General features: G+C 37.2%; 21 protein-coding genes. 12 read left to right on the forward strand and 9 right to left on the reverse strand.

Features of this window, described 5'->3' with window-relative positions:
* Positions 1-61 precede the first annotated feature (61 nt).
* From purC to B8967_RS02875, 4 genes are all read right to left on the reverse strand, one after another.
* Entirely contained in the window at positions 62-784 is a 723-nt protein-coding gene (gene purC, locus B8967_RS02860; protein ID WP_047492651.1) for a phosphoribosylaminoimidazolesuccinocarboxamide synthase, read from the reverse strand.
* Positions 785-820: 36 nt separating this feature from the next.
* Positions 821-1516, reverse strand: a complete 696-nt coding sequence (locus B8967_RS02865) for a DUF3307 domain-containing protein (RefSeq protein WP_084084293.1) — start codon at positions 1514-1516, stop codon at positions 821-823.
* 1 nt (position 1517) lies between these two features.
* Positions 1518-2123: a SatD family protein gene (locus B8967_RS02870; protein WP_047492643.1), complete on the reverse strand. Its 606-nt coding sequence runs from the start codon at positions 2121-2123 to the stop codon at positions 1518-1520.
* 185 nt (positions 2124-2308) lie between these two features.
* Positions 2309-4189: an endonuclease gene (locus B8967_RS02875; RefSeq protein ID WP_084084294.1), complete on the reverse strand. Its 1881-nt coding sequence runs from the start codon at positions 4187-4189 to the stop codon at positions 2309-2311.
* 190 nt (positions 4190-4379) lie between these two features.
* Between B8967_RS02875 and B8967_RS02880 the strand changes: the two genes are divergently transcribed.
* From B8967_RS02880 to B8967_RS02930, 10 genes are all read left to right on the forward strand, one after another.
* Positions 4380-5519 carry an acyl-CoA dehydrogenase family protein gene (locus B8967_RS02880; RefSeq protein WP_047492802.1) on the forward strand — a complete coding sequence of 380 codons (1140 nt, stop codon included), beginning with the start codon at positions 4380-4382 and terminating at the stop codon, positions 5517-5519.
* 20 nt (positions 5520-5539) lie between these two features.
* Positions 5540-6037: a DinB family protein gene (locus B8967_RS02885; RefSeq protein WP_047492637.1), complete on the forward strand. Its 498-nt coding sequence runs from the start codon at positions 5540-5542 to the stop codon at positions 6035-6037.
* A 215-nt stretch (positions 6038-6252) separates the two neighbouring features.
* Positions 6253-9183, forward strand: a complete 2931-nt coding sequence (locus B8967_RS02890; RefSeq protein WP_084084295.1) for a reprolysin-like metallopeptidase — start codon at positions 6253-6255, stop codon at positions 9181-9183.
* A 197-nt stretch (positions 9184-9380) separates the two neighbouring features.
* Positions 9381-11624: a zinc-dependent metalloprotease gene (locus B8967_RS02895; protein ID WP_084084296.1), complete on the forward strand. Its 2244-nt coding sequence runs from the start codon at positions 9381-9383 to the stop codon at positions 11622-11624.
* A 484-nt stretch (positions 11625-12108) separates the two neighbouring features.
* The gene (locus B8967_RS02900; protein ID WP_047492628.1) at positions 12109-12816 is read left to right on the forward strand and encodes a glycohydrolase toxin TNT-related protein; all 708 of its coding nucleotides are present in this window, start codon (positions 12109-12111) and stop codon (positions 12814-12816) included.
* A gap of 13 nt (positions 12817-12829) precedes the next feature.
* Complete coding sequence (locus tag B8967_RS02905) at positions 12830-13249, forward strand: hypothetical protein (RefSeq protein WP_084084297.1); 420 nt, start codon at positions 12830-12832, stop codon at positions 13247-13249.
* Positions 13250-13484: 235 nt separating this feature from the next.
* Positions 13485-13952, forward strand: coding sequence for a pyrophosphohydrolase domain-containing protein (locus tag B8967_RS02915; RefSeq protein WP_084084299.1), 468 nt, complete (start codon positions 13485-13487; stop codon positions 13950-13952).
* Between the two features lie 3 nt (positions 13953-13955).
* Positions 13956-14519 carry a TlpA family protein disulfide reductase gene (locus B8967_RS02920; RefSeq protein WP_047492619.1) on the forward strand — a complete coding sequence of 188 codons (564 nt, stop codon included), beginning with the start codon at positions 13956-13958 and terminating at the stop codon, positions 14517-14519.
* Positions 14520-14521: 2 nt separating this feature from the next.
* The gene (locus tag B8967_RS02925) at positions 14522-15127 is read left to right on the forward strand and encodes a DUF4230 domain-containing protein (RefSeq protein ID WP_084084300.1); all 606 of its coding nucleotides are present in this window, start codon (positions 14522-14524) and stop codon (positions 15125-15127) included.
* 11 nt (positions 15128-15138) lie between these two features.
* A complete protein-coding gene (locus B8967_RS02930; protein WP_081989147.1) occupies positions 15139-15324 on the forward strand; it encodes a hypothetical protein in 186 nt (61 codons plus the stop codon).
* 100 nt (positions 15325-15424) lie between these two features.
* On the opposite strand, the gene leuB is transcribed toward B8967_RS02930, so the two are convergent.
* Genes leuB through B8967_RS02950 form a run of 4 tightly spaced genes read right to left on the reverse strand, consistent with a single transcriptional unit; the run spans position 15425 to position 19736 of the window.
* Positions 15425-16549 (reverse strand): 3-isopropylmalate dehydrogenase, encoded by a 1125-nt coding sequence (gene leuB, locus B8967_RS02935; protein WP_084084301.1) that lies wholly within the window; start codon positions 16547-16549, stop codon positions 15425-15427.
* Positions 16530-17138, reverse strand: a complete 609-nt coding sequence (gene leuD / locus B8967_RS02940) for a 3-isopropylmalate dehydratase small subunit (RefSeq protein WP_047492608.1) — start codon at positions 17136-17138, stop codon at positions 16530-16532. The genes leuB and leuD overlap by 20 nt, the downstream gene beginning before the upstream one ends.
* A gap of 16 nt (positions 17139-17154) precedes the next feature.
* Positions 17155-18543 carry a 3-isopropylmalate dehydratase large subunit gene (gene leuC / locus B8967_RS02945; protein ID WP_084084302.1) on the reverse strand — a complete coding sequence of 463 codons (1389 nt, stop codon included), beginning with the start codon at positions 18541-18543 and terminating at the stop codon, positions 17155-17157.
* A 29-nt stretch (positions 18544-18572) separates the two neighbouring features.
* Complete coding sequence (locus B8967_RS02950) at positions 18573-19736, reverse strand: 2-isopropylmalate synthase (protein ID WP_081989143.1); 1164 nt, start codon at positions 19734-19736, stop codon at positions 18573-18575.
* Positions 19737-19884: 148 nt separating this feature from the next.
* On the opposite strand from B8967_RS02950, the gene B8967_RS02955 reads away from it, so the two are divergent.
* On the forward strand, positions 19885-21429 hold the full coding sequence (locus B8967_RS02955; protein ID WP_084084303.1) for a hypothetical protein: 1545 nt from the start codon (positions 19885-19887) through the stop codon (positions 21427-21429).
* Between the two features lie 159 nt (positions 21430-21588).
* On the opposite strand, the gene B8967_RS02960 is transcribed toward B8967_RS02955, so the two are convergent.
* A complete protein-coding gene (locus B8967_RS02960; RefSeq protein WP_084084304.1) occupies positions 21589-22563 on the reverse strand; it encodes a dipeptidase in 975 nt (324 codons plus the stop codon).
* A gap of 380 nt (positions 22564-22943) precedes the next feature.
* Between B8967_RS02960 and thrS the strand changes: the two genes are divergently transcribed.
* Positions 22944-24863: a threonine--tRNA ligase gene (gene thrS, locus B8967_RS02965; protein ID WP_084084305.1), complete on the forward strand. Its 1920-nt coding sequence runs from the start codon at positions 22944-22946 to the stop codon at positions 24861-24863.
* The last annotated feature ends 72 nt before the right edge of the window (positions 24864-24935 follow it).

The following is a 24935-nucleotide window of genomic DNA, read 5'->3' on the forward strand; positions in this document are numbered from 1 at the left end:
TTTTAACTAACAAATATTCCAATGCTAAAAATCTAGCATCTGAGGTCTAACATCTGAAATCTTACTTCGCCAGTAAATTTTTCAATCTGTTATAGATCTCCACATAAGCTTCAGTAACTTCTCCCAAGTCTCTTCTGAATCTGTCTTTATCCAATTTCTTCATCGTGTCTTTATCCCAAAGTCTGCATGTATCAGGAGAAATTTCGTCCGCTAAGATAATCTCACCGTCTGAAGTTTTACCCAATTCGATTTTGAAATCAACAAGGATGATATTTATTTTGTCAAACAGGTCAATCAGGATTTCGTTGATATCTGAAGTAAGTTCATACATCTCGTCAAGCTCCTCGTAAGTAGCTGCACCTAAGAAAACAGCGTGGTGATCATTGATAAGCGGATCTCCTAACTCGTCTTTTTTGTAGCAAATATCAAAAATTGTTACCGGAGACTTGATTCCTTCTTCCACTCCTAATCTCTGTGCCATACTTCCTGCAGAGTAGTTTCTTACTACCATTTCCAATGGAATAATAGACACTTTTCTTACTAATTGCTCTCTTTCGTCTAATTGTTTGATGAAATGAGTTTTAATCCCTTTTTCATTTAAATATTCAAAGATAAGGGTTGTGATGGCATTGTTCATCTCCCCTTTCAGGTCAACCTGGCCTTTCTTTTGAGCGTTAAATGCTGTAGCATCGTCTTTAAAACGCACTACTACTTCTTCAGGATTATCAGTAGCAAATACTTGTTTCGCTTTACCCTCGTACAACATTTCTTTCTTTTGACTCATAATTTTACTTTCTAAATTGTAGTTAGATTTATTGATTTATTTAATTATTATTCCTGTTAAGACAGCCAGTCCAAAACTTAGGAGTGTACCTATAAGTACATACTCTGTCAGTTTTCTCTGTTTTGCCTGTGCAAGATCACTGAATCTGAAAACAGACTTGGCAGCGACCATGAAGCCCACACCTTCCCAGTGATTCACCATAATAAAAGTGAAAACCAGCAGGCGTTCTAAAATTCCGATATATTTTCCGGCACTTGATAAAGATTCGGTTTGTATAGCATTCTGTGCATCAGGAACAGGAGTCCATGATGATAATAGTATTTTGATAAAAATAGAAGCTGGGGTTGTTAAGAACAGAGCCGCCATAATGATTTTTAAAAACTCCTGGTTTCCTAAAAAGCTGAAATCAAATTCCCGGAAATAAAAAGAAGCCCCTGCAATCACTATAATATGCAGCAACTGGTCTATGAAAAACCACGTTTTCTTTGTTTTAATTGTTTGAAAGCTCAGTTTTGCGGCATCAATTATGAAATGAGATCCCCCAATCAGAAGGGCTTCCCACCAAAGTTGTAAATCCCAAAGAAAAACAAAGCTTAAAACAGTATGAATCAGAACATGGAAGTATAAAAACTTACTTTTTAGTTTATAGTTTTCCTTATCTGCAACCCATGAATCTGGCTGAAGAACAAAATCTCCGAGTAGATGTGCCAATATGAGTTTTATAAAGATCATGCTATAGTTCTGAGATTTTCTTTCTGAAATACTGGTTCGTTTCTACAATAAGCTCATAATTGGCTCGTTTCAGTCTCTGGCTCACCGAAGACTGTGAAATAGCAAACTTCCTGGCAAGATCTTCCTGGGTAATATCCTGGTTCATGATCATTTCGTGGATGATCTCTGAGGTAGCCATAGTCCAGTTATCAAAATCTTTTGACGACCATTTTAACAGAATATTCAGGTCTCTGTCTACAGAATCATTGGAAGTTTTAATGGCAACGGTATGGCCGTCACTCTTCAGATCATTGAGCAGTCTTCCGGAATTCACGTAAGCTGTACCATTAGATTCAGTGATTTTCTCAGACGAGAAACTCTCTTCACCAATCCCTATGGCCATTCTTACATCTAAATTTTCCTGACTTTTAATAATAGATTTTATGGCTAGAAAATGCCAGAAAACGTCATCGATATTACACTTAAATTGAAATTCATCGCCTCTGTAGATTTCCCATACTTGAGGAGCGCTTCCCCAATTGTCGAGAAGATTCTTAAGCTTGGTAATCCAAACTTCGGTATCCGCATGCTGTGAATTTATAATATCTCCGGTAATGACCGCTATCATACTGCAAATATAAGCATAATTACTTATAAATAAAAAATATAAGCAGAAACACTTATAGATATTGATTATTAGTGAATCTGCTTATATCAATTATATAGTAAACATAAGGTTTTTAACGTTTTAAGTCGTAGTAAAAAATTACGAAAACGTTAAAAAATATTTTATATTAAAATTTTCCTTGCGGTTTATTTTTTAATAAATTGGTGCACCTGCTCGTCAAGTCTCAGGAAATAAGAACCTGTAGGAAGAGTCTGTACGGAGATGTTCTTCTTACTTCTGAAGGGGTCTTTCTCCGTGTAGATCACTTTTCCGGAAAGATCTATAATCTGAGCCGTTTTTACCGCTTCCGTTTCACCGCTTACAAAAAGGTTGTCATGTACCGGGTTCGGATATATTATAAATTTTTTATTTACCGTGATAAGTTCTGTGGTTGATAATGTACCTCCTAAATTCTGGCAGTAATCAATCGGGTAAGAATCCCATTCACTTATATTAAATGTATTTGTTGGCTGATTGGCGGAAGCTTTTCTGTATAAAGAAACATCTTTTAATACTGAAGAGTTATTCTGTCCTACAACGCCCAATGCATCTACTGTGGAAAATTTATATCTCAGCTCAATATAATTATATCCATAAAAAGTCATCTGAGGAGCAGCCGTTACAAGTTTTGCCTGTTCTTTTGTATAGCAGGAAAAAGTGGCTGAAGGGTTTAAAACAACAAATGTTTCATTATCCTGAACAGTCCCTTCCATTTCAAAAGGAGCCGGAAAATACAGGTTATTACCGCTTCCCTGAAGCTGAATGGATAATCTGTAATCACTTAAATTCACGGGATGTCCTGTTTTATTAGTAATTTCAAGAGCTTTATTGCCATTCGTTGATCCTTCAATATATTTTGAAACAAAAAGATCTTTAGCATAAGAATCGGAAGCCAGGGTGGTTACAGAAACAACATTAGTATCCGGAGAAATAAGATAACCGCTATCATATGCTTTTACCATATAGTTATAAGCAGTAGAAGGTGTAAGATGATCGATGATAATCGATGTCCCTTTTGTGGCTGCTACCAATGTACCGTTTTGATATACTTTATAGCCAAGTACATCCGCATCAGGACTGGGTGACCAGCTTAAATTTACAAAATAGGCACTCGTTTGTGTAGTTGTTAAGTTGGATGGCGCCTGAGGTGCTACAGCGTCCGGCGTTTGATTCCAGATTATATTCACCCAACCAGGATTATCTATAAACGGATTTCTGTTTTTCTGAATAGCATATACCGCATTATTTCGGTCAATTTCTCTTTGCGATACAGGATCCTGCTGATTCCATTGAAGAAGCATAGCAATATAAGCCGGTTCAAACGCCCTCTCTTCCGTACCGTCAAGTGCATTAGCGTCCGAAGCAGGATTAGCATTGGTATTGTATTTAAAAGTTCCCAGCTTTCCTTCATACCTTACAGCAAAATACAATAAAGATCTAGCCACATCTCCTTTAAATTCGTCAATAGGTTCATATACATTGCCTGTATAAGGCAGATTGGGAATGGCACTTCGTCCGATTTTAGAAGTATTTGTGAATGTATAAGGTATATTAGCCGGTACTGTCGTAGAAATCCCATAAGGATAATTACTTCTTAACTGATTAATTTTCGCATCGGTTGGGATTACATAAAATAAATCAGAATACATTGGATAATTACTGTTAAATGTACTCTGAGGCATCATATGTTCTCTATTATACCCCATTCCTTCTGCTCCGGACGATGCGATCAGCTGACCGGATGTATATTCATAAGCATCGGGCCCGGATGGAATCTCCGAATAAATATCCAATAAATAAGTAGTATTCGTAGCATCGTGGTCATAATATTTATCAAGATCAGTCTGATTATAATATCCGGAAAGGTCACCATAATGCCAGCTGATATTCTTTTCAGAAATTATATCATGGAGCTTTGATTTCAGAGCATAACCCGTTAATCCGGACGTTCCGTTGTAATATCCGGCAGGGGCTTGTGCAGAAATATAAGAAGAAATTAAAATAATAGGAAGTAGAAGTTTTTTCATACCATAAAAATTGGGAAGCTAAAATAGCAAAATAAAACACGTAAAAGATTCAATATTTTATTACGAAAATATTAATTTTTAAAACATAAAAAATTGAAAATTAAAAGATTGAGGCTAAAGCAGCATGACTAAAATAATTTCTTTGGCTTTCCGTCAATTTATTTATCTTTGGGAACTAACTATTATCTATATGAATACAGAGACTATTGACAACATCAAAATGATAGCGGAGACAGCTAGAGAATTTGCAGAGAAGAATATCCGACCGAATATTATGGAGTGGGATGAAAGCCAAACATTCCCTAAAGACTTATTCCACCAACTTGGAGAAATGGGATTTATGGGGGTTGTAGTTCCTGAGCAGTACGGCGGTTCCGGTTTGGGTTATCATGAGTATGTTACTATTCTGGATGAAATTTCCCAGGTAGATCCATCGATTGGTCTTTCTGTAGCAGCGCACAACTCTCTTTGCACCAACCATATTTACGAATTTGGAAATGAAGAGCAAAGACATAAATGGCTTCCTCAGTTGGCTTCCGGAAAGGTAATCGGAGCTTGGGGATTAACAGAGCATAATACAGGTTCAGATTCAGGAGGTATGTCTACTACAGCTGTAAAAGACGGTGATGAGTGGATTATCAGTGGAGCAAAAAACTTTATTACCCATGCTATTTCAGGAGATATTGCTGTGGTAATGACAAGAACAGGTGAAAAAGGAGCTAAAAACAATTCTACAGCTTTTGTGTTAGAAAAAGGTATGCCTGGTTTTAGTTCCGGAAAAAAAGAAAATAAATTAGGGATGCGTGCATCTGAAACTGCAGAACTCATTTTTGATAACGTACGTGTACCGGATTCTCACCGTTTAGGCGAAGTGGGTGAAGGTTTCAAACAAGCTATGAAAATTTTGGATGGAGGCAGAATTTCTATTGCCGCTCTAAGTTTAGGTACAGCAAGAGGAGCTTATAAAGCTGCTTTGAAGTATGCTAAAGAAAGACACCAATTCGGAAAACCGATTTCAGATTTTCAGGCAGTGAACTTTATGCTTGCGGACATGGCTACAGAAATTGATGCTGCTGAACTTCTTATCCAAAGAGCATCTACTCTTAAAAATGCTAAACAGAAAATGACCAAAGAAGGCGCTATGGCAAAGCTATATGCTTCTGAGGCATGTGTAAGAATTTCTAACAATGCCGTTCAGATCTTTGGAGGGTACGGATATACCAAAGACTTCCCTGTTGAAAAGTTCTATAGAGATTCAAAGCTTTGCACTATAGGTGAAGGTACTTCTGAAATCCAGAGACTGGTTATCGGAAGAGATATTACAAGATAATTTTAAAACACTCAATACAAATGATTAAACAGGCACTTTTAGGTGAGTTTCTGCATGAAGCTGAAAACACCAGAAAAATTTTAAAAGCAATTCCTGACAGCGCTTTAGACTGGAAACCGTCTGAAAAAAACTGGACAACCGGCCAGCTAGCCTCACATATTGCAGAAGTCTATAACTGGTACCCCTCTACTTTCAATCAGGATACGTTTGATATGGGCAAGTATGAGTATGACAAAGGAGATATTTCCAAAGCTGAAAATATTCTCGCAAAATTTGAAGAAAATGTTGCTAAAGCACAAAAAGTATTGGAAGATTCTGACGAAAGCACCTATTTCAACGAATGGAAAATGGAAATGAATGGAAATGTTCTCTTTCCTCCTTCACCGAGAATCCAGGTAGTTAGAGGCTTTTTGTATAATCATTTATACCACCACAGAGGTGAGCTTGTTGTTTATTTAAGATCAACAGGGAATAAAGTTCCCGGACTTTACGGACCTACCGCTGATGATAAAATGTAAGTAAAACTTAATTTTATCTTTATAATTAAAATGACATGCATGATTGTGCATGTCATTTTTCTTTATTTACATCCTATTGATGAATCATTTCAAGCATATTCAATGTATTGCATAATATTTTGAACAGATATTCTAAATTTTTCTTAAAAATTTTTGTTTTTCGTAATATAATTTTTATTAGCTTTGATATTCCACAATTAAAATTAATATTTAATATGAAAAAACAATTAACACTGATTGGAATGCTCCTCATCACGGGTGTTTCTTTCGCACAGACAGATCGTCTTTGGTCTGAGGGTTCAAGAAAAAGTGCATCTGAAATCTTTGAAAACAAATCCAGCATCAACAACCCAAAGGTTTATAGCCTGGATATCAATGGATTAAAGAACGCTCTTGCAAAAGCCCCCAAAAGACTGGCTGCCGGCGAAAAATCAGAACTCATTATTTCTTTTCCGAATTCTGAAGGGAAAATGGAAAATTTTAAAGTGAGGGAAAATTCCAATTTTGCACCTGAGCTTGCTGCAAAATATCCGGATATTAAGTCTTACGTAGGAGAAGGACTTGGTGACTCTACTTCAACAGTCTATTTCAGCATCTCTCCGCTCGGGTTATCTTCAATGGAAGTGTATGGTGATAAATCTGCTGTATTCATTGAGCCTTACTCTAAAGACCTTTCCACTTATGTTGTGTATAGAAAATCTGACAAAAAAGATGATCTTAGCAAGTTCGAATGTTCAGTCATAGATGTAGCACAAAAAGGCGCTGCCAATGCGGGTCTTGCGGCAAGACCTAATGCCGATGATGCTAAATTAAGAACATTCAGGCTGGCATTATCCTGTACAGGTGAATACACCACGTATTTCGGAGGAACAAAAGCTCAAGCTATAGCAGCCATGAACAACACAATGACCCGTGTAAATGGTGTCTTTGAAAAAGATTTCGCAGCAAGAATGGTTTTAATTGCCAATAACGATGCTGTAGTATATACCAATGCTTCTACCGATCCTTATTCTGCAGCCTCAGGAATGAGCAGCTGGAATTCTCAATTACAAAGCACTCTGACCTCTGTAATTGGTGAAGCCAATTATGACATCGGACACTTATTCGGAGCTTCCGGAGGTGGAGGAAATGCAGGTTGTATCGGCTGTATCTGCGTTAACGGTTCCAAAGGAAGCGGTTATACTTCTCCGGCAGATGCTATTCCTTCAGGAGATAATTTTGACATTGACTATGTAGCTCATGAAATGGGTCATCAATTCGGTGGAAATCACACATTCTCCATGAGTAACGAAGGGACGGGAGCCAATATGGAACCCGGATCAGGATCAACGATCATGGGATATGCAGGAATTACAAGCCAGGATATCCAGCCGCATTCCGATGCTTTCTTCCATGCCATAAGCATTCAGCAGATCACCAATAATATTAAAGCTAAAACCTGCTCCGTAAACACAAGCACTGGAAACTCAATTCCTACTGCTAATGCAGGATCGGATTATACCATTCCAAAAGGAACTCCTTTTGTGCTTACAGGAACCAGTACTGATGCTGATGGAGATGCTTTAACATATATCTGGGAACAGATGGATAATGCTTCCTCTTCCCAAACCGGAGCAAGCTCTGCGGCCAGTGCTACAAAAGCATCAGGTCCTAACTTCAGATCATGGGCACCTACGACAGCACCTGTGAGATATTTCCCAAGAATGGCTTCTATCTTAACAGGAGCAACCACTACAGCAGGTTCAGAAATTACGGTTGAAGCCCTTTCTTCAGTAGCCAGAACATTAAACTTCAGATTTACAGCCCGTGACAACAGAGCCGGAGGTTCCGGAAACAATTCAGACGACGCTGTAATCACCGTTAACAGTACGGCTGGACCATTTGCAGTAACTTCACAAAACACAGCAACTACTTATACCGGTGGCAGCTCTCAGACCATAACATGGGATGTTGCAGGAACTACTGCAAACGGTGTCAATACCGCAAACGTAGATATCCTTTGGTCAACCGATAGCGGAAGTACCTGGACTACCCTATTGGCAGGAACTCCCAATGACGGCTCTCAAGCTGTAACGATTCCTAATGCATCTACCAGCACAGGAAGAATTATGGTAAAAGGTGCTAATCATATTTTCTTTGATGTAAATAATGCAAACATTACAGTAAATGCAGGTTCAGGAACTCCTGATACTGTAGCTCCTACTGCACCTACCCTTGCTGCTTCAGGAACAACTTCCACCACTACCAACCTTTCATGGTCCGGTGCTACTGATAATGTAGGTGTTACAGGCTATGATGTATACCAGGGTGCCTCATTGATCGGTTCTTCTGCTTCTACAACCTATACCGTAACAGGATTAACACCATCCACAACGTATTCTTTCTCTGTGAAAGCTAAAGATGCAGCAGGAAACGCTTCTGTTTCCAGCAATACGGTAAGCGTTACAACATTAGGAGGCGGAACGGTTACTTACTGCTCTTCTTCTGCATCTAATACGGCTGATGAAAGAATCGGAAATGTAAAATTCGGAACGATTAACAATACTTCTACAGGAACTGCCGGTTATGAAAACTTCACTTCTGTTTCTACCAATGTTACAAGAGGAAGTGCTTATACTATTTCTGTGACTCCGGTTTGGACTTCTACAGTATACAGCGAAGCTTATGCAGTTTATATCGATTACAACGGAGACGGAGACTTTACAGACAGCGGAGAATTAGCATGGTCTAAAGCTGGTTCTACGACAACTCCTGTTACCGGATCTATTACCATCCCTGCAACAGCTACTCTAGGATCAACAAGAATGAGAGTAATGATGAAATACAGCTCTATTCCTACTTCATCTTGTGAAGCTTACACTTACGGGCAGGTTGAAGATTATACATTGAATATTGTTTCTTCCGGAAAAGGAGAACTATCCAATACAAAAGACCTGATCACAGACATCAAGCTGTATCCTAACCCTGTAAGAGACATCCTATATGTTTCCAATACAGCATCTGAAGAGTATAAAATCTTTGATATGGGAGGAAAATTAGTTGATTCCGGAAAACTTCAAAGAGGTTCTGTAAATGTAGGTAACCTTATCAAAGGGGCTTACACCATCCAGGTTGGAGAATCATCAAAACGATTTATTAAAAATTAGTAACTATTAAAATTAAATTAATGTGAAAAACTGTTCTGCATAGAACAGTTTTTCTTTTTTATATCATTTTATTTAATATTTTTCATTTAATCATAATTTCTATTATCAATAATTGAAATATTCTATAGTAATATTGAATTTTAAACAAGGCTTTTTTCATTAGATTTGGGATAGCATAAATACAATTACACTTTTATATGAAAAAACAATTATTGATGATGGGAATGCTTGTACTATCAGGTCTTTCCTTCGCACAGACAGATCGTCTATGGACTCAGGGGTCAGAAAAAACCTCTTCACCTGTTTTTGAAAACATGATGAATATAGAGGGTCCGAAAATTTACCAATTAAATATCAACGGCTTAAGAAATGTATTGCTAAACACTCCTAAAAGATTAGCAGCCGGTGAAAAATCTCAGATCATTATTTCTTTCCCGAATTCTGAAGGAAAGATGGAAAGATTTAAGGTGACAGAAAATTCAAACTTCGAACCTGAGCTAGCAGCAAAATACCCGGATATTAAGTCTTATATCGGAGAGGGAATAGAAAACCCCGCTTCAACGGTTTATTTTAGCATCTCTTCTTTAGGTCTTTCTTCTATGGAAATTTACGGAGATAAATCCGCCACTTTCATAGAGCCTTATACTAAAGATTTATCTTCCTATGTAATCTATAAGAAGTCTGACAGAAAAGACAACTTAAGTAAATTCGAATGTACTGTATTGGATGCAGCTCAGAAAGGTACTTCCACAAGTATTGCAGCCAGAAATGCTGATGATTCAACATTGAGAACATATAGACTGGCGTTATCCACTACAGGAGAATATACCTCTTATTTCGGAGGAACAAAAGCACAAGCCTTAGCTGCGATGAACAATACCATGACCCGTGTAAATGGTGTTTTTGAAAAAGAACTTGCAATAAGAATGGTTCTTATTGCCAATAATGATGCAATCATTTATACGAACGCATCTACCGACCCCTACTCCCCTTCTTCGTCAATGAACAATTGGAACCTTCAGCTGATGAATACCCTAAACTCTACTATTGGTAATGCTAATTTTGATATTGGTCACCTTTTTGGCAGAGATGGTGGTGGTGGCAATGCAGGGTGTATAGGATGTATATGCAGTAATGATATGTCTACTTATGTTTACCAGGGTGTAACCTATCCTAATGCATATAAAGGTAGTGGATATACCTCCCCGGGCAGCGGCATTCCTGCGGGAGATACTTTTGATATTGATTATGTAGCTCATGAAATGGGACATCAATTCGGGGGAAATCACACATGGTCCTTCACTACAGAGGGCGTAGATCTGAGATCGGTGGAACCAGGATCAGGATCTACCATTATGGGATATGCAGGAATCACCAATCAGGATGTCCAAAAGAATTCTGATGCTTTTTTCCATGCCGCAAGTATTGAGCAGATCACCAATAACATTAAGGTAAAAACCTGTTCTGTCAATACACCTACAGGAAATTCAATTCCTACCGCCAGCGCAGGATTGGATTATACCATTCCTAAAAGCACACCGTTTATGCTGACCGGATCAGGAACTGATGCAAATGGAGATTCCCTTACTTATATCTGGGAACAGATGGATAAGGGAACGTCTTCTCAAACAGGGGCTAATTCTGCAGCTACAGCGACCAAAACAGCAGGACCTACATTCAGATCCTGGACACCAACAACCTCACCAATAAGATATTTCCCTAGAATGTCTTCAATTTTAGCTGGAGCTACTACTACTGCAGGTTCTGAAATTAATGTAGAAGCCCTATCTTCTGTTGCACGAGCATTAAATTTCAGATTTACCGTTCGTGATAACAGAGCTGGAGGAGCCGGAAATAGCTCTGATGATGCAAAGATCACAGTAAATGCCACTGCAGGTCCTTTCAATATCACTTCACAAAACACCGCGGTTTCTTATGCCGGAGGAAGTGCACAAACCATTACCTGGAATGTGGCAGGCACCACTGCTAATGGTGTAAATACCGCTAATGTAGATATTTTATGGTCTACCGATAGTGGAAACACCTGGACTCCCCTATTGGCAGGAACGCCTAATGACGGTTCGCAGGCTGTGACTATCCCTAATGCTTCTACTACTTCAGGAAGAATTATGGTAAAAGGAACCAATCATATTTTCTTTGATGTGAATAATGCTAATATTTCGGTAACTGCTACAGCTGGAAAATCTGTGACTGAAGCACCAAAAGAAGCATCAGCGGATATAAAACTATACCCGAATCCTGTGAAAGATGTTCTAACGATTTCAAATACGAATACCGAAGAATATAAAATCTTTGATATGTCCGGAAAACTGATACATTCAGGAACACTTCAAAGAGGTACTGCCAATGTAAGCAACCTTATAAAAGGAGCCTACGTGATTCAGATAGGAGAAACAACAAAACGATTCATTAAGGATTAATCACTTTAATTTTAAAATTAAACGATGGGAAGACTGCTCTTTACAGAGCAGTCTTTTTTTTATTCAATTTCAAATACAGATCTCAAAATCTGTCATTTAAGTAAAATATTATTCAATAATACATTTATCAATGTATTTAATTTACGTATAATTAATTTTTATTAAATAAAATAAGCAATATTCAGGTTTTTTAAATTAAATTTATCACTCAATATTCTTTATTATTGTACCGTTTGCCCAACCCGTATTTGAGGGAGCTGGAAAATCGCTTCGCCGATAGCCCATATTGCTTCTTTTGATGCCTTTTCTTTGATGGGAACTTATTATCATGTCTTTAAAAGCCAGTCTCAACAGCCATTATTGTTCATGAAAACATTCTTAAAACGGATTCTACCAACACATTCAAGCAGGCATTTTTACCTAAGCAGCACAGTGCACAATCCCGATAATACTTATAAAATTTTACATAATTAAAATTATTTATATGAAACATTTATTTAAGTACATCTTTCTTTTATCATTCACTTTTTTTTCAGTTGCCTGTAGTTCAGACAATGATGAAGAAATAGACACCAATCCCGTTAAAATTGTATTCTACAAAAATGCTGATGATTTTGCATTAACCTACGACGCTTCGGGAACTGTAAATCAAAACATGAGAAACCAGGCATTTGATCTGTACAAACAAGGAAAATGGACTGAACTTGAAGCTCTTTTTAAAGCCAACAATCTGAACGGAGGATGGCCGCCTGCTAATGGTGGCTATAATATTGTCGATGATGTTCCCATTGTCGCAGGACAAAAATTCGACCGATACAGCGGTGCTGTTGGAAATTATGATGGAACAGGGATTCCTACTTTAGGAGGCAGTTTTACAAGTCCTATCATCAATGGATATGTATATACTTTTACCCAAAGAGCATTAAACCAGCCTGAAAACAAATATGATTTCTATTATGAAATAGATGTTTTGAATAATTTACTATCTTTCAAATCCCAAACAGCAGATATTATTCCCTGGTTTAATCAGGCTGGCAATGGAAAACAAACCATGTGGAAAATTCCCATTGATATCGCCACAGGATATCCAAAAACATGGAATAAATTAGCTGAAGAGGGATATATAAAAGTAACTATTAAAAAAAGTCCAAGCGGGAAATACAATAACCTGGCGGGTACCGTTATCCAGTAATAAATAAATTCAGATGTATTCAATATCAAAGAAAATAAGTATTGGTAAAAAAGCTCTTGTTCAAAAGGATTTTTTCACAAACAATGAAACAGTTCCATCTGCGGTTGTAAAATTCATATGCTGTGATTGCAACCATGAAAATACAGTGGAAATTATCCCTTACCAATCAGGATTTCCCATTCTTCAGATGTATCATGAAGAACCTGTATTATCCAGAAATGAATTATTAAAAAATGGAATGGTAAAGGAAACCGTACCCGGAATGCAACATTTCGGCCCTTTAACCGTCAACAATCTGCCAACCCTATATTTTGGAACCAGCTGCCGAACCTGCTATTCGAAATACCTCTGTGTATTTGGTTATGGTGAAAAACAGCCTGGATTAACAATTTTAGATATCTCAGGAATCTGGAAATATGAAGAGTTAAAATAATGTATCTGAATACAACCAATGAATTTTCAGCTATAATCCACAACTAAAAATTGTGGATTTTTTTATGGTTACTAGTCTGATGGCAGTCAGTTTAGTAAGATAAAATTTTCCGCATATATCTTCAGTCTGTAGAGAATGGAATACGGTTCTTCTTTCCCCTTCATTAACACATTTTACGCTGTACATTTTACAATTTCCAAATCGTTTTCTATCTTTGTCGTAAATAAAAAAATTCATGGATAAAATTGATAGTCTGAACCAAGTAGCAGAATTCCATACTACTTTCAAAGCCCCTATTTTAGATACCCCACAAATCCCTTCTCCGGAAAGATGCAACCTTAGAGTAGAACTTCTTCAGGAAGAATTAAATGAGCTGAAACAAGCAATTGCAGACAATGACCTTGTAGAAATTGCAGATGCACTTTGTGATCTTCAGTATGTTTTAAGTGGTGCCGTGCTTGAATTTGGACTTGGCAACAAATTTGTAGAGCTATTCAACGAAGTTCAGCGTTCCAATATGTCTAAAGCTTGCGATAATGAAGAACAGGCAAAGGAAACTGTTGAGTTTTATAAAGAAAAGGAAGTAGAATCTTTTTATGAAAAATCTGGAGAGAAATTCAATGTTTACAGACAGGCTGATCATAAAGTATTAAAAAACAAATACTACTCTCCTGCTGATTTAAAATCAATCATTGAGAAATAACATATGAAAAAATTTATTACTAACATTGTTGCCTTTTCAAGCATCTTTCTAGCTGCCCAGCAATTCAGCGCTCAAAAAGTAGTGGTCAACCGTGAGGTTGAAACTCAGAATGACGGGAAAATGCTTTTGGGACATCAGCTGAAAGAACAATTCCTGAAAGCTCCTTATGCCGACTGGTATGTAAAGGAACATGATGAATATGCTCTTGATCCCAAAGCCATCAGTGAACTTAAAAAGGAAAGACTGGGTTCTTGTGACGTTATTGTTTTTATGGGAACATGGTGTGAAGACAGCCACAGAGACATCCCAAGACTGATGAAAATATTGGAGGAAGTAAGTTTCCCGGACAGCAAGCTGACCATTATAGCGGTAAACCGTAAAAAAGAATCTCCTACAGGGGACGAAAGTCTTTACAATATCCAGAAAGTTCCGACCATCATCCTTAAGAAATATGGGAAAGAAATAGGAAGAATTGTAGAAATGCCTACTTCGGGATATATTGAAAGGGATTTAGCAGAGATTTTGAAAAAGAATGACACATCTGTAATCAAAGAAATTTTTAAATAGATTTGAGAAATTATAAAACAATTTTATCATTTATAGCAGGCGCAGGGGCTATGGTGCTTCTGTTTTTCGGGCTTAAGTCCTGTCTTAATCTTACTAATAAAACGGAGAAGTCGGATTATTATATCCTGACCAACCAGATTTCCAAGATGAATAAGATGGTGGTCATGGAACAGAACACTTCCAGTATGCAGAAGACCAAAATGGGTTATGAAGTATTCGGAAAAGAAGTTTCAAATAACAGCATCATTACCTATACCAAAACCACGGCACAGGTTTCTTATGATCTTAATAAGATGAAGATTGAGGTAGATTCCATTAACAAAAAACTGGTGATCACCGAGCTTCCGGATGCAGACATAAGAATTACACCCAGCGTTGAAATCCAGTCTTTGGACGATTCCTTTTTTAATAGAATTACCGAAAAAGACATTAAAAATGTAACGGAGAAAGCTAAACAAACTGCGATGAAGTCTATTGATCAAAATCAATTGAGAAGTGAGGGACGCAAACAATTAATGGAAAATCTTAATAATGTTTTTGTTTTGGCAAAGGCTTTGAATTATACCATAGAAGATAAAACCGGAAAGATCGGTCTTCTAGGACTCTAAAAATTCAAGCTATGGATTCAAAAGGAAAAATCAATAAGAAAGAACCTGCCAATACTGCAGAAACCAAAAAGCAGAATGAGGATTTCCAAAACATTCCTGCTTCATCGAAAAAGAGCAATCCACCTGAGATTGATAAAGAGGATATTCAAAAATCATCTAAAGGTAAATCAGGAAAAACGGATAATACAAAAGAATAAAGTACAATCATTTTATTTGTACGGAATACAATTGAAAGGTCCTGTCTCTAATGAGGCAGGACCTTTCTTCTAACTATCTAAATGAACTTTTTGTAACTAACTATACGATGGTGGACTTTCCGATCTTTACATTTTCAAAATTGTAATAAGATTTTTCGGAATATTTAATATGATCTGCAATAAAGCTTCCCACTTCACTTGTAGAATAATACTGCTTGGTATTAAGATCAATGGTAACATATTTATTTTCAATGGCATGCTCTACAGATTGTCTTAGCTTATCTGCGGCTGCCTGTAAATTAAGATGATCCAACATCATGGCAACGCTAAGAATAGAAGCAATAGGATTGGCAATCCCCTTGCCTTTTGCCTGCGGATAAGAACCGTGGATAGGTTCGAACAATGCATTTTTCTCACCAATGGAAGCTGACGGAAGCAATCCGATAGATCCTCCGATCACACTAGCTTCATCAGAAATAATGTCACCAAACATATTTTCAGTTACAATAACATCAAACTGCTTAGGGTTAAGAATCAGCTGCATTGCTGCATTATCTACAAACATATAATCCAAGTGTACATCCGGATATTCTGACGCAATTTCCTGACAGATCTTTCTCCAAAGTCTTGAAGTATCCAATACATTGGCTTTGTCAATAAGGGTCAGTTTTTTATTTCTCTTCTGAGCCTCCTGAAACGCCATATGGGCAATAGGAAGAATATCTTCACGGCTATATTTGCATACGTCATAAGCATAGGCCCCTTCAGGATCCGTAAATTTTTCACCAAAATAGATTCCACTTACCAATTCTCTGAAGATCTGAATATCTGCCCCTTCAATGATTTCTCTTTTAAGCGGACTTTTGTCAATCAGCGAAGAATAAGTTTTCAAAGGTCTGATGTTCGCAAATAAGCCCAGCTCTTTACGAAGTTTTAAAAGCCCCTGTTCGGGTCTTACTTTAGCTTCAGGGTTGTTATCGAAAACAGGATCACCGATTGCTCCAAAAAGAACGGCATCAGAATTTCTGCAGATCTTCAGCGTTTCTTCGGGTAAAGGATCTCCGGTTTTAAAAATAGCCTCTGCACCAATCAATCCATATTCAAACTTAAATTCATACTGAAAGACTTCAGCAATAACATCCAGTATTTTTATACTTTCTTTAATGATCTCAGGTCCAATTCCGTCTCCGGGAAGAACCGCAATTTTAAAATACTTGTCGCTCATTTTTCTTTTGTGTTTTTAATTCAAATTCTTGTATCACCTGTTTTCTGCTGATTAAAAAATCAATATCATCATAGCCGTTCAATAGGCATATTTTTTTGTAAGAATCAATTTCAAAGGTTTCGGTTGTATCTTTAAAACTGATGGACTGCAGCTCTACATCAATGGCAATTTCATTATTGGGATTTTCAGTGATTCCCTCTAAAATTTCTTTTAAAAACTCTTCAGAAACCTTTACCGGAAGGAGCCCGTTATTTAAAGCATTTCCTTTAAAAATATCGGCAAAATAGCTTGAAACAATGACTTTAAAACCATAATCTGTTAAAGACCAGGCTGCATGTTCCCTGCTGCTTCCGCATCCGAAATTATTTCCTGCCACTAAAATTTCCCCTTCGAACTTTGGATTATTCAGCACAAAATCAGGATTAGGTTCTCCTGACTGGATATTGTACCTCCAATCTCTGAACAGATTTTCTCCAAATCCTTTTCGGTCTATGCTTTTTAGAAATCTGGCCGGAATAATCTGATCGGTATCTATATTTTCTGCCGGCAATGGTACTGCTCGGGATTTTAAAACAACTAATTTTTGCATGTACTTTTTAATCTGTTTAGTTTAAACTTTCAAAAGCAGAAATTCTGCCTTCTATGGCTGCTTTGGCAGCGGTAAGCGGGCTTGCAAGAATGGTTCTGGCTCCCTGTCCCTGCCTGCCTTCAAAGTTTCTGTTTGATGTGGATACACAATATTCCCCTTCCGGGATCTTATCATCATTCATGGCCAGACAAGCTGAACATCCGGGTTGACGGATCTGAAATCCGGCCTCATTGAAAATTTTATCCAACCCTTCTTCATAGATCTGTTTTACTACCTGCTGAGAACCCGGAACAATTAATGCCTGTACTGTTTCAGACTTGCTTTTTCCTTTGATATATTGAGCTGCAGACCGGAAATCCTCTATCCTTGCATTGGTGCAGCTTCCGATGAATACATAATTAACTTTAATATGGGAGGGCGCCTGCCCTGCCTTTAATCCCATATAGCGTAAAGCTTTTTCTTCCGATTCATTCTGAGGAACCGGAATAAGCTCACGGATTGAGATCCCCATTCCTGGATTTGTTCCATAGGTGATCATGGGATAAATTTCTGAAGCATCAAATGTCAGTTCTTTATCAAAAACAGCTTCTTCATCCGTTTTTAAGCCTCTCCAATATGCTACTTTTTCTTGCCATTCTTCACCTTCCGGCGCAAAAGCTCTTCCTTTTACATACTCAAAAGTAATTTCATCAGGAGCAATCATTCCTCCTCTGGCTCCCATTTCAATACTCATATTACAAACAGTCATCCTTCCTTCCATAGACATTTCTTCAAATACGTTTCCGGCATATTCACAGAAATATCCCGTTCCGCCATCTGTTCCTATTTTTGAAATGATATAAAGAATCACATCTTTAGGCAGAACATTTTCATTCAATCTGCCGTTTACGGTAATTCTCATTGACTTGGGCTTGTTGAGTAACAGACATTGGCTTGCAAAAACCTGAGCCACCTGGCTTGTTCCTATTCCAAAAGCAATGGCTCCAAAAGCACCATGTGTGGAAGTATGGCTGTCACCGCAAACAATACTCATACCCGGCTGGGTAATTCCTAATTCGGGAGCAATGATGTGAACAATCCCCTGATATTCGTGCCCAAGACCAAACAGTTTTATGTTATTTTTCTCACAGTTTTCTGTCAGTTGCTGAACCTGATTTCTGGACAATTCATCCCTTATTGGTTCTTCCTGATGAAGGGTTGGCACGTTATGGTCAGCTGTTGCTACAATCTGTTCCGGTCGGAAAACTTCAAGATTTCTGGATTCAAGTTCTGCAAAAGCCTGGGGGCTGGTTACTTCATGAATCAGGTGTTTGTCAATATAAATAATCTGAGGTCCGTCCGGAATAGTTTCCACTACGTGGGCATCCCAAACTTTATCAAAAAGTGTCTTTTTATCGTTCTTCATTTTTATTTTATCTTGATTTTACATCAAACCTATCCTATTTTTCGGTTGAAAGTCTCTATAATTCTGCTTAAATCGTCGTTCCCAATCTCTTTTTTAAGATCTGCCACTTTTAAAAACTCCTGATACAGATAATCGAGTTCATTTTTAGTCACATCATAGCCAATATGTTTAAATCGGTAAGCCAATGCCGAACGTCCGCTTCTTGCCGTAAGAATAATGGAAGATGTACTTACTCCTACTTCCTCAGGATCAATGATTTCGTAAGTTTCTCTGTTTTTGATCACACCGTCCTGGTGGATTCCTGAGCTGTGGGCAAATGCATTAGCTCCAACAATGGCTTTATTGGGCTGTACAGACATTCCCATAAGATCTGAGACCATCAGGCTCATCTCATTCAGCATTCTGGAGTTGACATCGGTATGAAGATTAAGATCTTTATGCTGTTTTAAAATCATGACGACCTCTTCCAAAGCGGTATTTCCTGCTCTCTCTCCTAAACCGTTGATTGTACATTCTATCTGACGTGCTCCGTTCATTACTCCTGCAATAGAATTAGCGGTTGCCAATCCTAAGTCATTGTGACAATGGCATGACAGCACTGCTTTTTCGATTCCTTTTACATTTTCACGTAAATATTTTATCTTCTGGCCGTATTCTTCAGGCAGGCAGTATCCTGTTGTATCAGGAATATTCAAAACCGTAGCTCCAGCCTTAATCACGGCTTCACATACCTGGGCCAGATATTCATTATCGGTTCTCCCGGCGTCTTCTGCATAGAATTCAACATCTTCCACATAAGTTTTAGCATATCTTACCGCTTCAGCAGCACGCTCCAGAATATCTTCTTTTGTGGAGTTGAATTTATATCTGATGTGAGATTCGGAAGTTCCGATTCCCGTATGGATTCTCGGTCTTTTAGCAAATTTCAGTGCTTCAGCTGCTACATCTATGTCTTTTTTATTGGCTCTAGTGAGTCCACATACTTTAGCATTTTTTACGAGTTTTGAAATTTCTGAAACAGATTCAAAATCTCCGGGACTGGAAATTGGAAATCCCGCTTCAATGATATCAATCCCTAGCTTATCAAGCCTTTCAGCAATAATCAGTTTCTGTTCCGTATTCAGTTTACACCCCGGAACCTGCTCCCCATCTCTCAGTGTGGTATCAAAAATTTCAATTTTTTCGGAATTCATAAATGAAGTTTTTTACTTAATTTTGGTTCAAAACTACAGCTTGAAATATTTTCAGGGTTTTATATTTTGTAAAAAATACAATATTCAATAATGAAATAAACAGTTGTATGTATTTGATAATTAAAGTTTTAAATTATAAAAATTTACAATGGCAGAATTGCAGAAAGATTTCTTGTTTGTACTGGTAAAGTCATTGACCACCTCCGAAAAACGTCAGTTTAAGTTGTATGTCAACCGTCTCGGTATTAATGTAGATGCCAAATTTCTTCTTTTATTTTCAGAAATGGATAAGATGAAAGAGTACGATGAAAGCATTATCATCGAGAAAAAAATTTCAACGAAACAGCAGCTTTCCAATCTGAAGGCTCACCTCTATAAACAGATTCTGGTGAGTCTCCGCATGAACCCAAGCCACCAAAACTATAGAATTCAGCTTAGGGAGCAGCTCGACTTTGCCAATATCCTGTATCAGAAAGGTCTTTATAAGCAAGCCTTGAAAATACTGGACAAAACGAAGCAAAGTGCTCTGGAACTGGATGAGAAAAGTATAGCTTCCGAAATTATAGACCTCGAAAAAGTAATTGAATCTCAGTTTATTACGCGAAGTATCGAAGGACGCGCTGACGAATTGATCAGGCAATCTCAGGAGATAAGCAGACAGAACCGGTATACGACAAAGCTTTCCAATCTTTCACTGAAACTGTACAGTGAAATGCTTACTCATGGCTATATAAAAAATGATCTGGACAGAGAGGAAGTTCTTGAGTTTTTCAATTCCCAAATCAAAAATATCAGGCTTGAAAAACTGAATTTCACCGAAAAACTATGGTACTTTAAAGCGCATGTGTGGAAAAACCAGCTGTTACAGGATTATAAATACACCCTGAAATATGCTTATCAGTGGGTAGACTTATTTCATAAAAATCCTGAAATGATCTATAGTCATCCGGTTTGGTATATTAAGGGAAATACATATCTGCTTAAAATTTTGTTTCTCTATGGAAATATAGATATTCTGGAAGACCATTTTGAAAGTTTTAATAAAGTAGTCAATGCCGAGAATTTTGCCCAAAACGAAAATCTTCAGTCGCTTATTTTTCTGACTCACTATAATACCTTGATGAATATTCATTTTGTAAAGGGCGAGTTTTTCACCGGGACAAAACTTATTCCTGAGATTGAACTAAAAATGGACAAGCTTCGGGAAAGAATTGATGAACACCATTTTATGATTCTTTATCTTAAGATGGCGGCGATGTTTTTTGGAAGTAAAATGTTTAAAAAATCCATTGATTACTCAATGAGGGTGATAGAATCAAAAGGAAATGTACAGGAAGATTTGCTGTTCCATACCCGGATTCTGATATTAATGGCTAAGTATGAATCAGGAAATGACGAAGATTATGATGAATTTGTGGCTTCTACATTGAAATTTGCCAAAAAAATGAAGAAACCGGAAGTTTTCCATTTCGAAAGCATTGAATTTTTTAAAAATCTGAATAACCAGGTTTTAGATCAACAGCAAAAAGCTTTTAAAACTTTTGACAAAAAACTGGAGGAATTTTCCAACAACGAATATTACAGAAGGTCATTATTTTATATCGATATTCACGGATGGATAAAATCTAAAGTTCAACATGTGGATGTCATTGAGATTATTAAGCAAAAAGTGAAATACAAAAGAAAAAGCTAACGGATCATTTGTACACCAACTTAAACTCAATGCAGACCAGAGAGCGTGATAGAAGTCGATTTTGAGAGTTTGTATTCCTGCAGAATGATATTTTCAGGTATCATTTTATTCAATGAGATCCACAGTATTTGCCATTCCGCAGGAATCTAAGTATAGCTATTATTTATACATATTTTCGATAAACTGTAAAGCATTCTTATGGCTGATTTTTTCTACCAGTTCGGCAGAGAATCTTTCTTCAATTTCTTTATTGATGGATGGATACACTGAGGCATTAGAATGTTCAGGAAAGAAAAACGGATGGCGGGGTGTATCCGGATGGTCTTTCCAGTAGAAATAGTCTGCTCCATATGCTATGCTGTCTGCTCCACCCAGATCAAGCCCATATTGGATGTGTTCATATAATCTTTCCGGCTGTTCTAGATCAACATAGTCTTTGATAAAGTTAAGCCCAATAAGTCCTTTTCTTCTGATGACTTCTTTAGCCAGTTCATCGGGAAGATTCCTGTTATTCTTATAAACACTTCTATAATTGGAGTGGCTAGCCAAAATAGGAATAGAATAATTTTTCTGATCGATATAGGTAAAGATATCATAAGCCAGCTGATCGCTTGTATGGGCCAGGTCTATGGCAATTTTTCTGTCAGCGATATAGTCGATTAATACTTTTCCATCGTCTTTTAACCCTGCTTCTGCATTATTCCCCCCTCCAAAACGGTTTTCTAAATGGTGAGTAATTCCAATATAGAATACTTTCTGTGTATTTTGGATTATATTTTCAAGCTTTTTAAACCCGGAGTCCAGGCTTTCATTTTCGTCACAGAAAGCTGATGCATTTTCAATGGAAGCGATAACTCCTACCCTGTCTTTGTTTTCAGACGATTGATAATTGTCGTCATTAAAAAGGAAAAAGTTTTCATTTTTAATGAGTTCTGAAAATAGTTGGCTTTGATGTAGTCCATACCCAGTACTGCCTTCTCCCGTTCCTGCATATATGGCCATAACCTGGAGTTTTACATTTCCCTGCTTTAGATAAGGCAGTGAGCAGCCAATTTCCTTATCATCAAGGCTCACATTTGAATTGAGCAGATAATACAACAGATCGCAGTGCAGATCAATATTTATAGTATTCATAGTAGAAATTATATTGTGATTTTCATGTATTTATGATGAGGATTCATCCCCCATCTCTATTTCTCTTATTTCCGGACCTTTAAAAATACTATTATTAATCAGTAAAAGTTATATTTTAAATGAGTTCACAACATTTAAAATATCTATTATTTTAATATGTTTAATCAAAAATATTTTTGCAGATAAAAAGCCTAATATACCATTTACAGGCATGAAACAGCATAATTCCCCCCGATGAAAAGCTGAAAGTAAAACTGAGTCCATCCAAAACCGGTGAAATCTTTTACATTTTTATATTAATTATCATTCTAAATAGGTGCTGATGTAGTATTTTATCTAAAAAATGCGTATTTTTGCATCTTAAAATTTCTTAGTAAACAATGATAAAAATTACACTTCCAGACAGTAGTGTCAAAGAATTCGAGGGAGCAGTTACTCCCCTAGATGTGGCAAAATCTATAAGCGAGGGATTGGCTAGAAATACCATTTCCGCAATTGTTAATGACAAACAAGTAGAAATAACCACACCTATAACCACGGATTCTACGGTACAACTATTGACCTGGAATGATGATCTTGGAAAGAAAGCTTTCTGGCATTCTTCTGCGCACCTTTTGGCGCAGGCTATCCTTGAGTTTTATCCTAATGCTAAGTTGACTATCGGTCCTGCTATTGAAAGCGGGTTCTATTATGATGTTGATTTCGGGGATGAGAGCTTATCTGAAAAGGATTTTGAGAAAATTGAAAAGAAAGTTCTTGAAAATGCCAAGAAAGGGTCAACATTCTCTCTATATCCGGTTTCTAAAGATGAAGCTTTAAAAATCTACGCAGACAATCCATATAAAGTAGAATTGATCTCTAATCTTAACGATGGAGAAATCACTTTTGTGACTCATGATAACTTTACGGACCTATGTCGTGGTGGACACATTCCTAACACAGGAATTGTAAAAGCTGTTAAGATTTTAAATGCAGCCGGAGCATACTGGAGAGGAAATGAAAAGAACCCTCAGCTAACAAGAGTATATGGTATTTCTTTCCCTAAGCAGAGAGAACTTACTGAGTATCTTGAAAGACTAGAAGAAGCTAAAAGAAGAGATCACAGAAAATTAGGTAAAGAACTTGGGATTTTTGCATTTTCTGAAAAAGTAGGAGCCGGTCTTCCGTTATGGTTACCAAAAGGGACTGCTTTAAGAAGAAAATTAGAGAATTTCCTTAGTGATGCTCAGAAAAAAGGAGGTTATGAATTTGTAATGTCTCCACATATCGGAGCCAAAGAACTCTATGTAACTTCAGGACACTGGGATAAATATGGAGCAGACAGCTTCCAGCCGATCAAAACACCTAACGAAGGAGAAGAGTTTTTATTGAAGCCAATGAACTGCCCGCACCACTGTGAGATTTATAAAACTTCACAATGGAGCTACAGAGATCTTCCTAAAAGATATGCAGAATTTGGAACGGTTTACAGATATGAGCAAAGTGGAGAACTTCACGGATTGACAAGAGTTCGTGGATTTACTCAGGATGATGCTCACCTTTTCTGTACTCCGGATCAGCTTTCTGAAGAATTTGAAAAAGTAATTGATTTAACTCTGTATGTATTTAAATCTTTAGGATTTGAAGATTTTGTAACACAGGTTTCCTTAAGAGATCCTGAAAACAGAGAGAAATATATTGGTTCTGATGAGAACTGGGAAAAGGCGGAAAGTGCCATTATCAATGCGGCTCAGAAAAAAGGTCTGAAAACGGTTGTTGAATATGGTGAGGCTGCGTTCTATGGTCCTAAACTTGACTTCATGGTTAAGGATGCTTTAGGAAGAAAATGGCAGTTGGGAACAATTCAGGTAGATTATAACCTACCGGAAAGATTTGATCTTCACTATATTGGAAACGATAATGAAAAGCACAGACCGGTAATGATTCACAGAGCTCCTTTCGGTTCTATGGAACGTTTTATTGCTATTTTATTAGAAAATACTGCAGGAGACTTCCCATTATGGTTAAGCCCTGATCAGTTTATTATTCTACCAATCAGTGAAAAATATGTAGATTATGCAAAAAAAGTTTCACAATTTTTGGAAAATCACGATATTAGCGGTCAGATTGACGACAGAAATGAGAAGACGGGTAAAAAGATCCGTGATGCTGAATTGAAAAAGATCCCATTCATGCTTGTTATAGGAGAAAATGAAGAAAATGAGGGGACTATTTCTGTAAGAAGACGTGGCGAAGGAGATCTTGGAGTAATGAAAATGGAGGATTTCGTTTCTTACTTCAAAAAAGAAGCAGCAATATAAATTTAAAATGAAAAGATGGAAGGGTTCAAAAAATGAATGGAATCTTTCGATCTTGATATCTTTAAATCAATT

It is taken from the genome of Chryseobacterium sp. YR221 (genome assembly GCF_900176315.1).
Lineage (GTDB): Bacteria > Bacteroidota > Bacteroidia > Flavobacteriales > Weeksellaceae > Chryseobacterium > Chryseobacterium rhizosphaerae.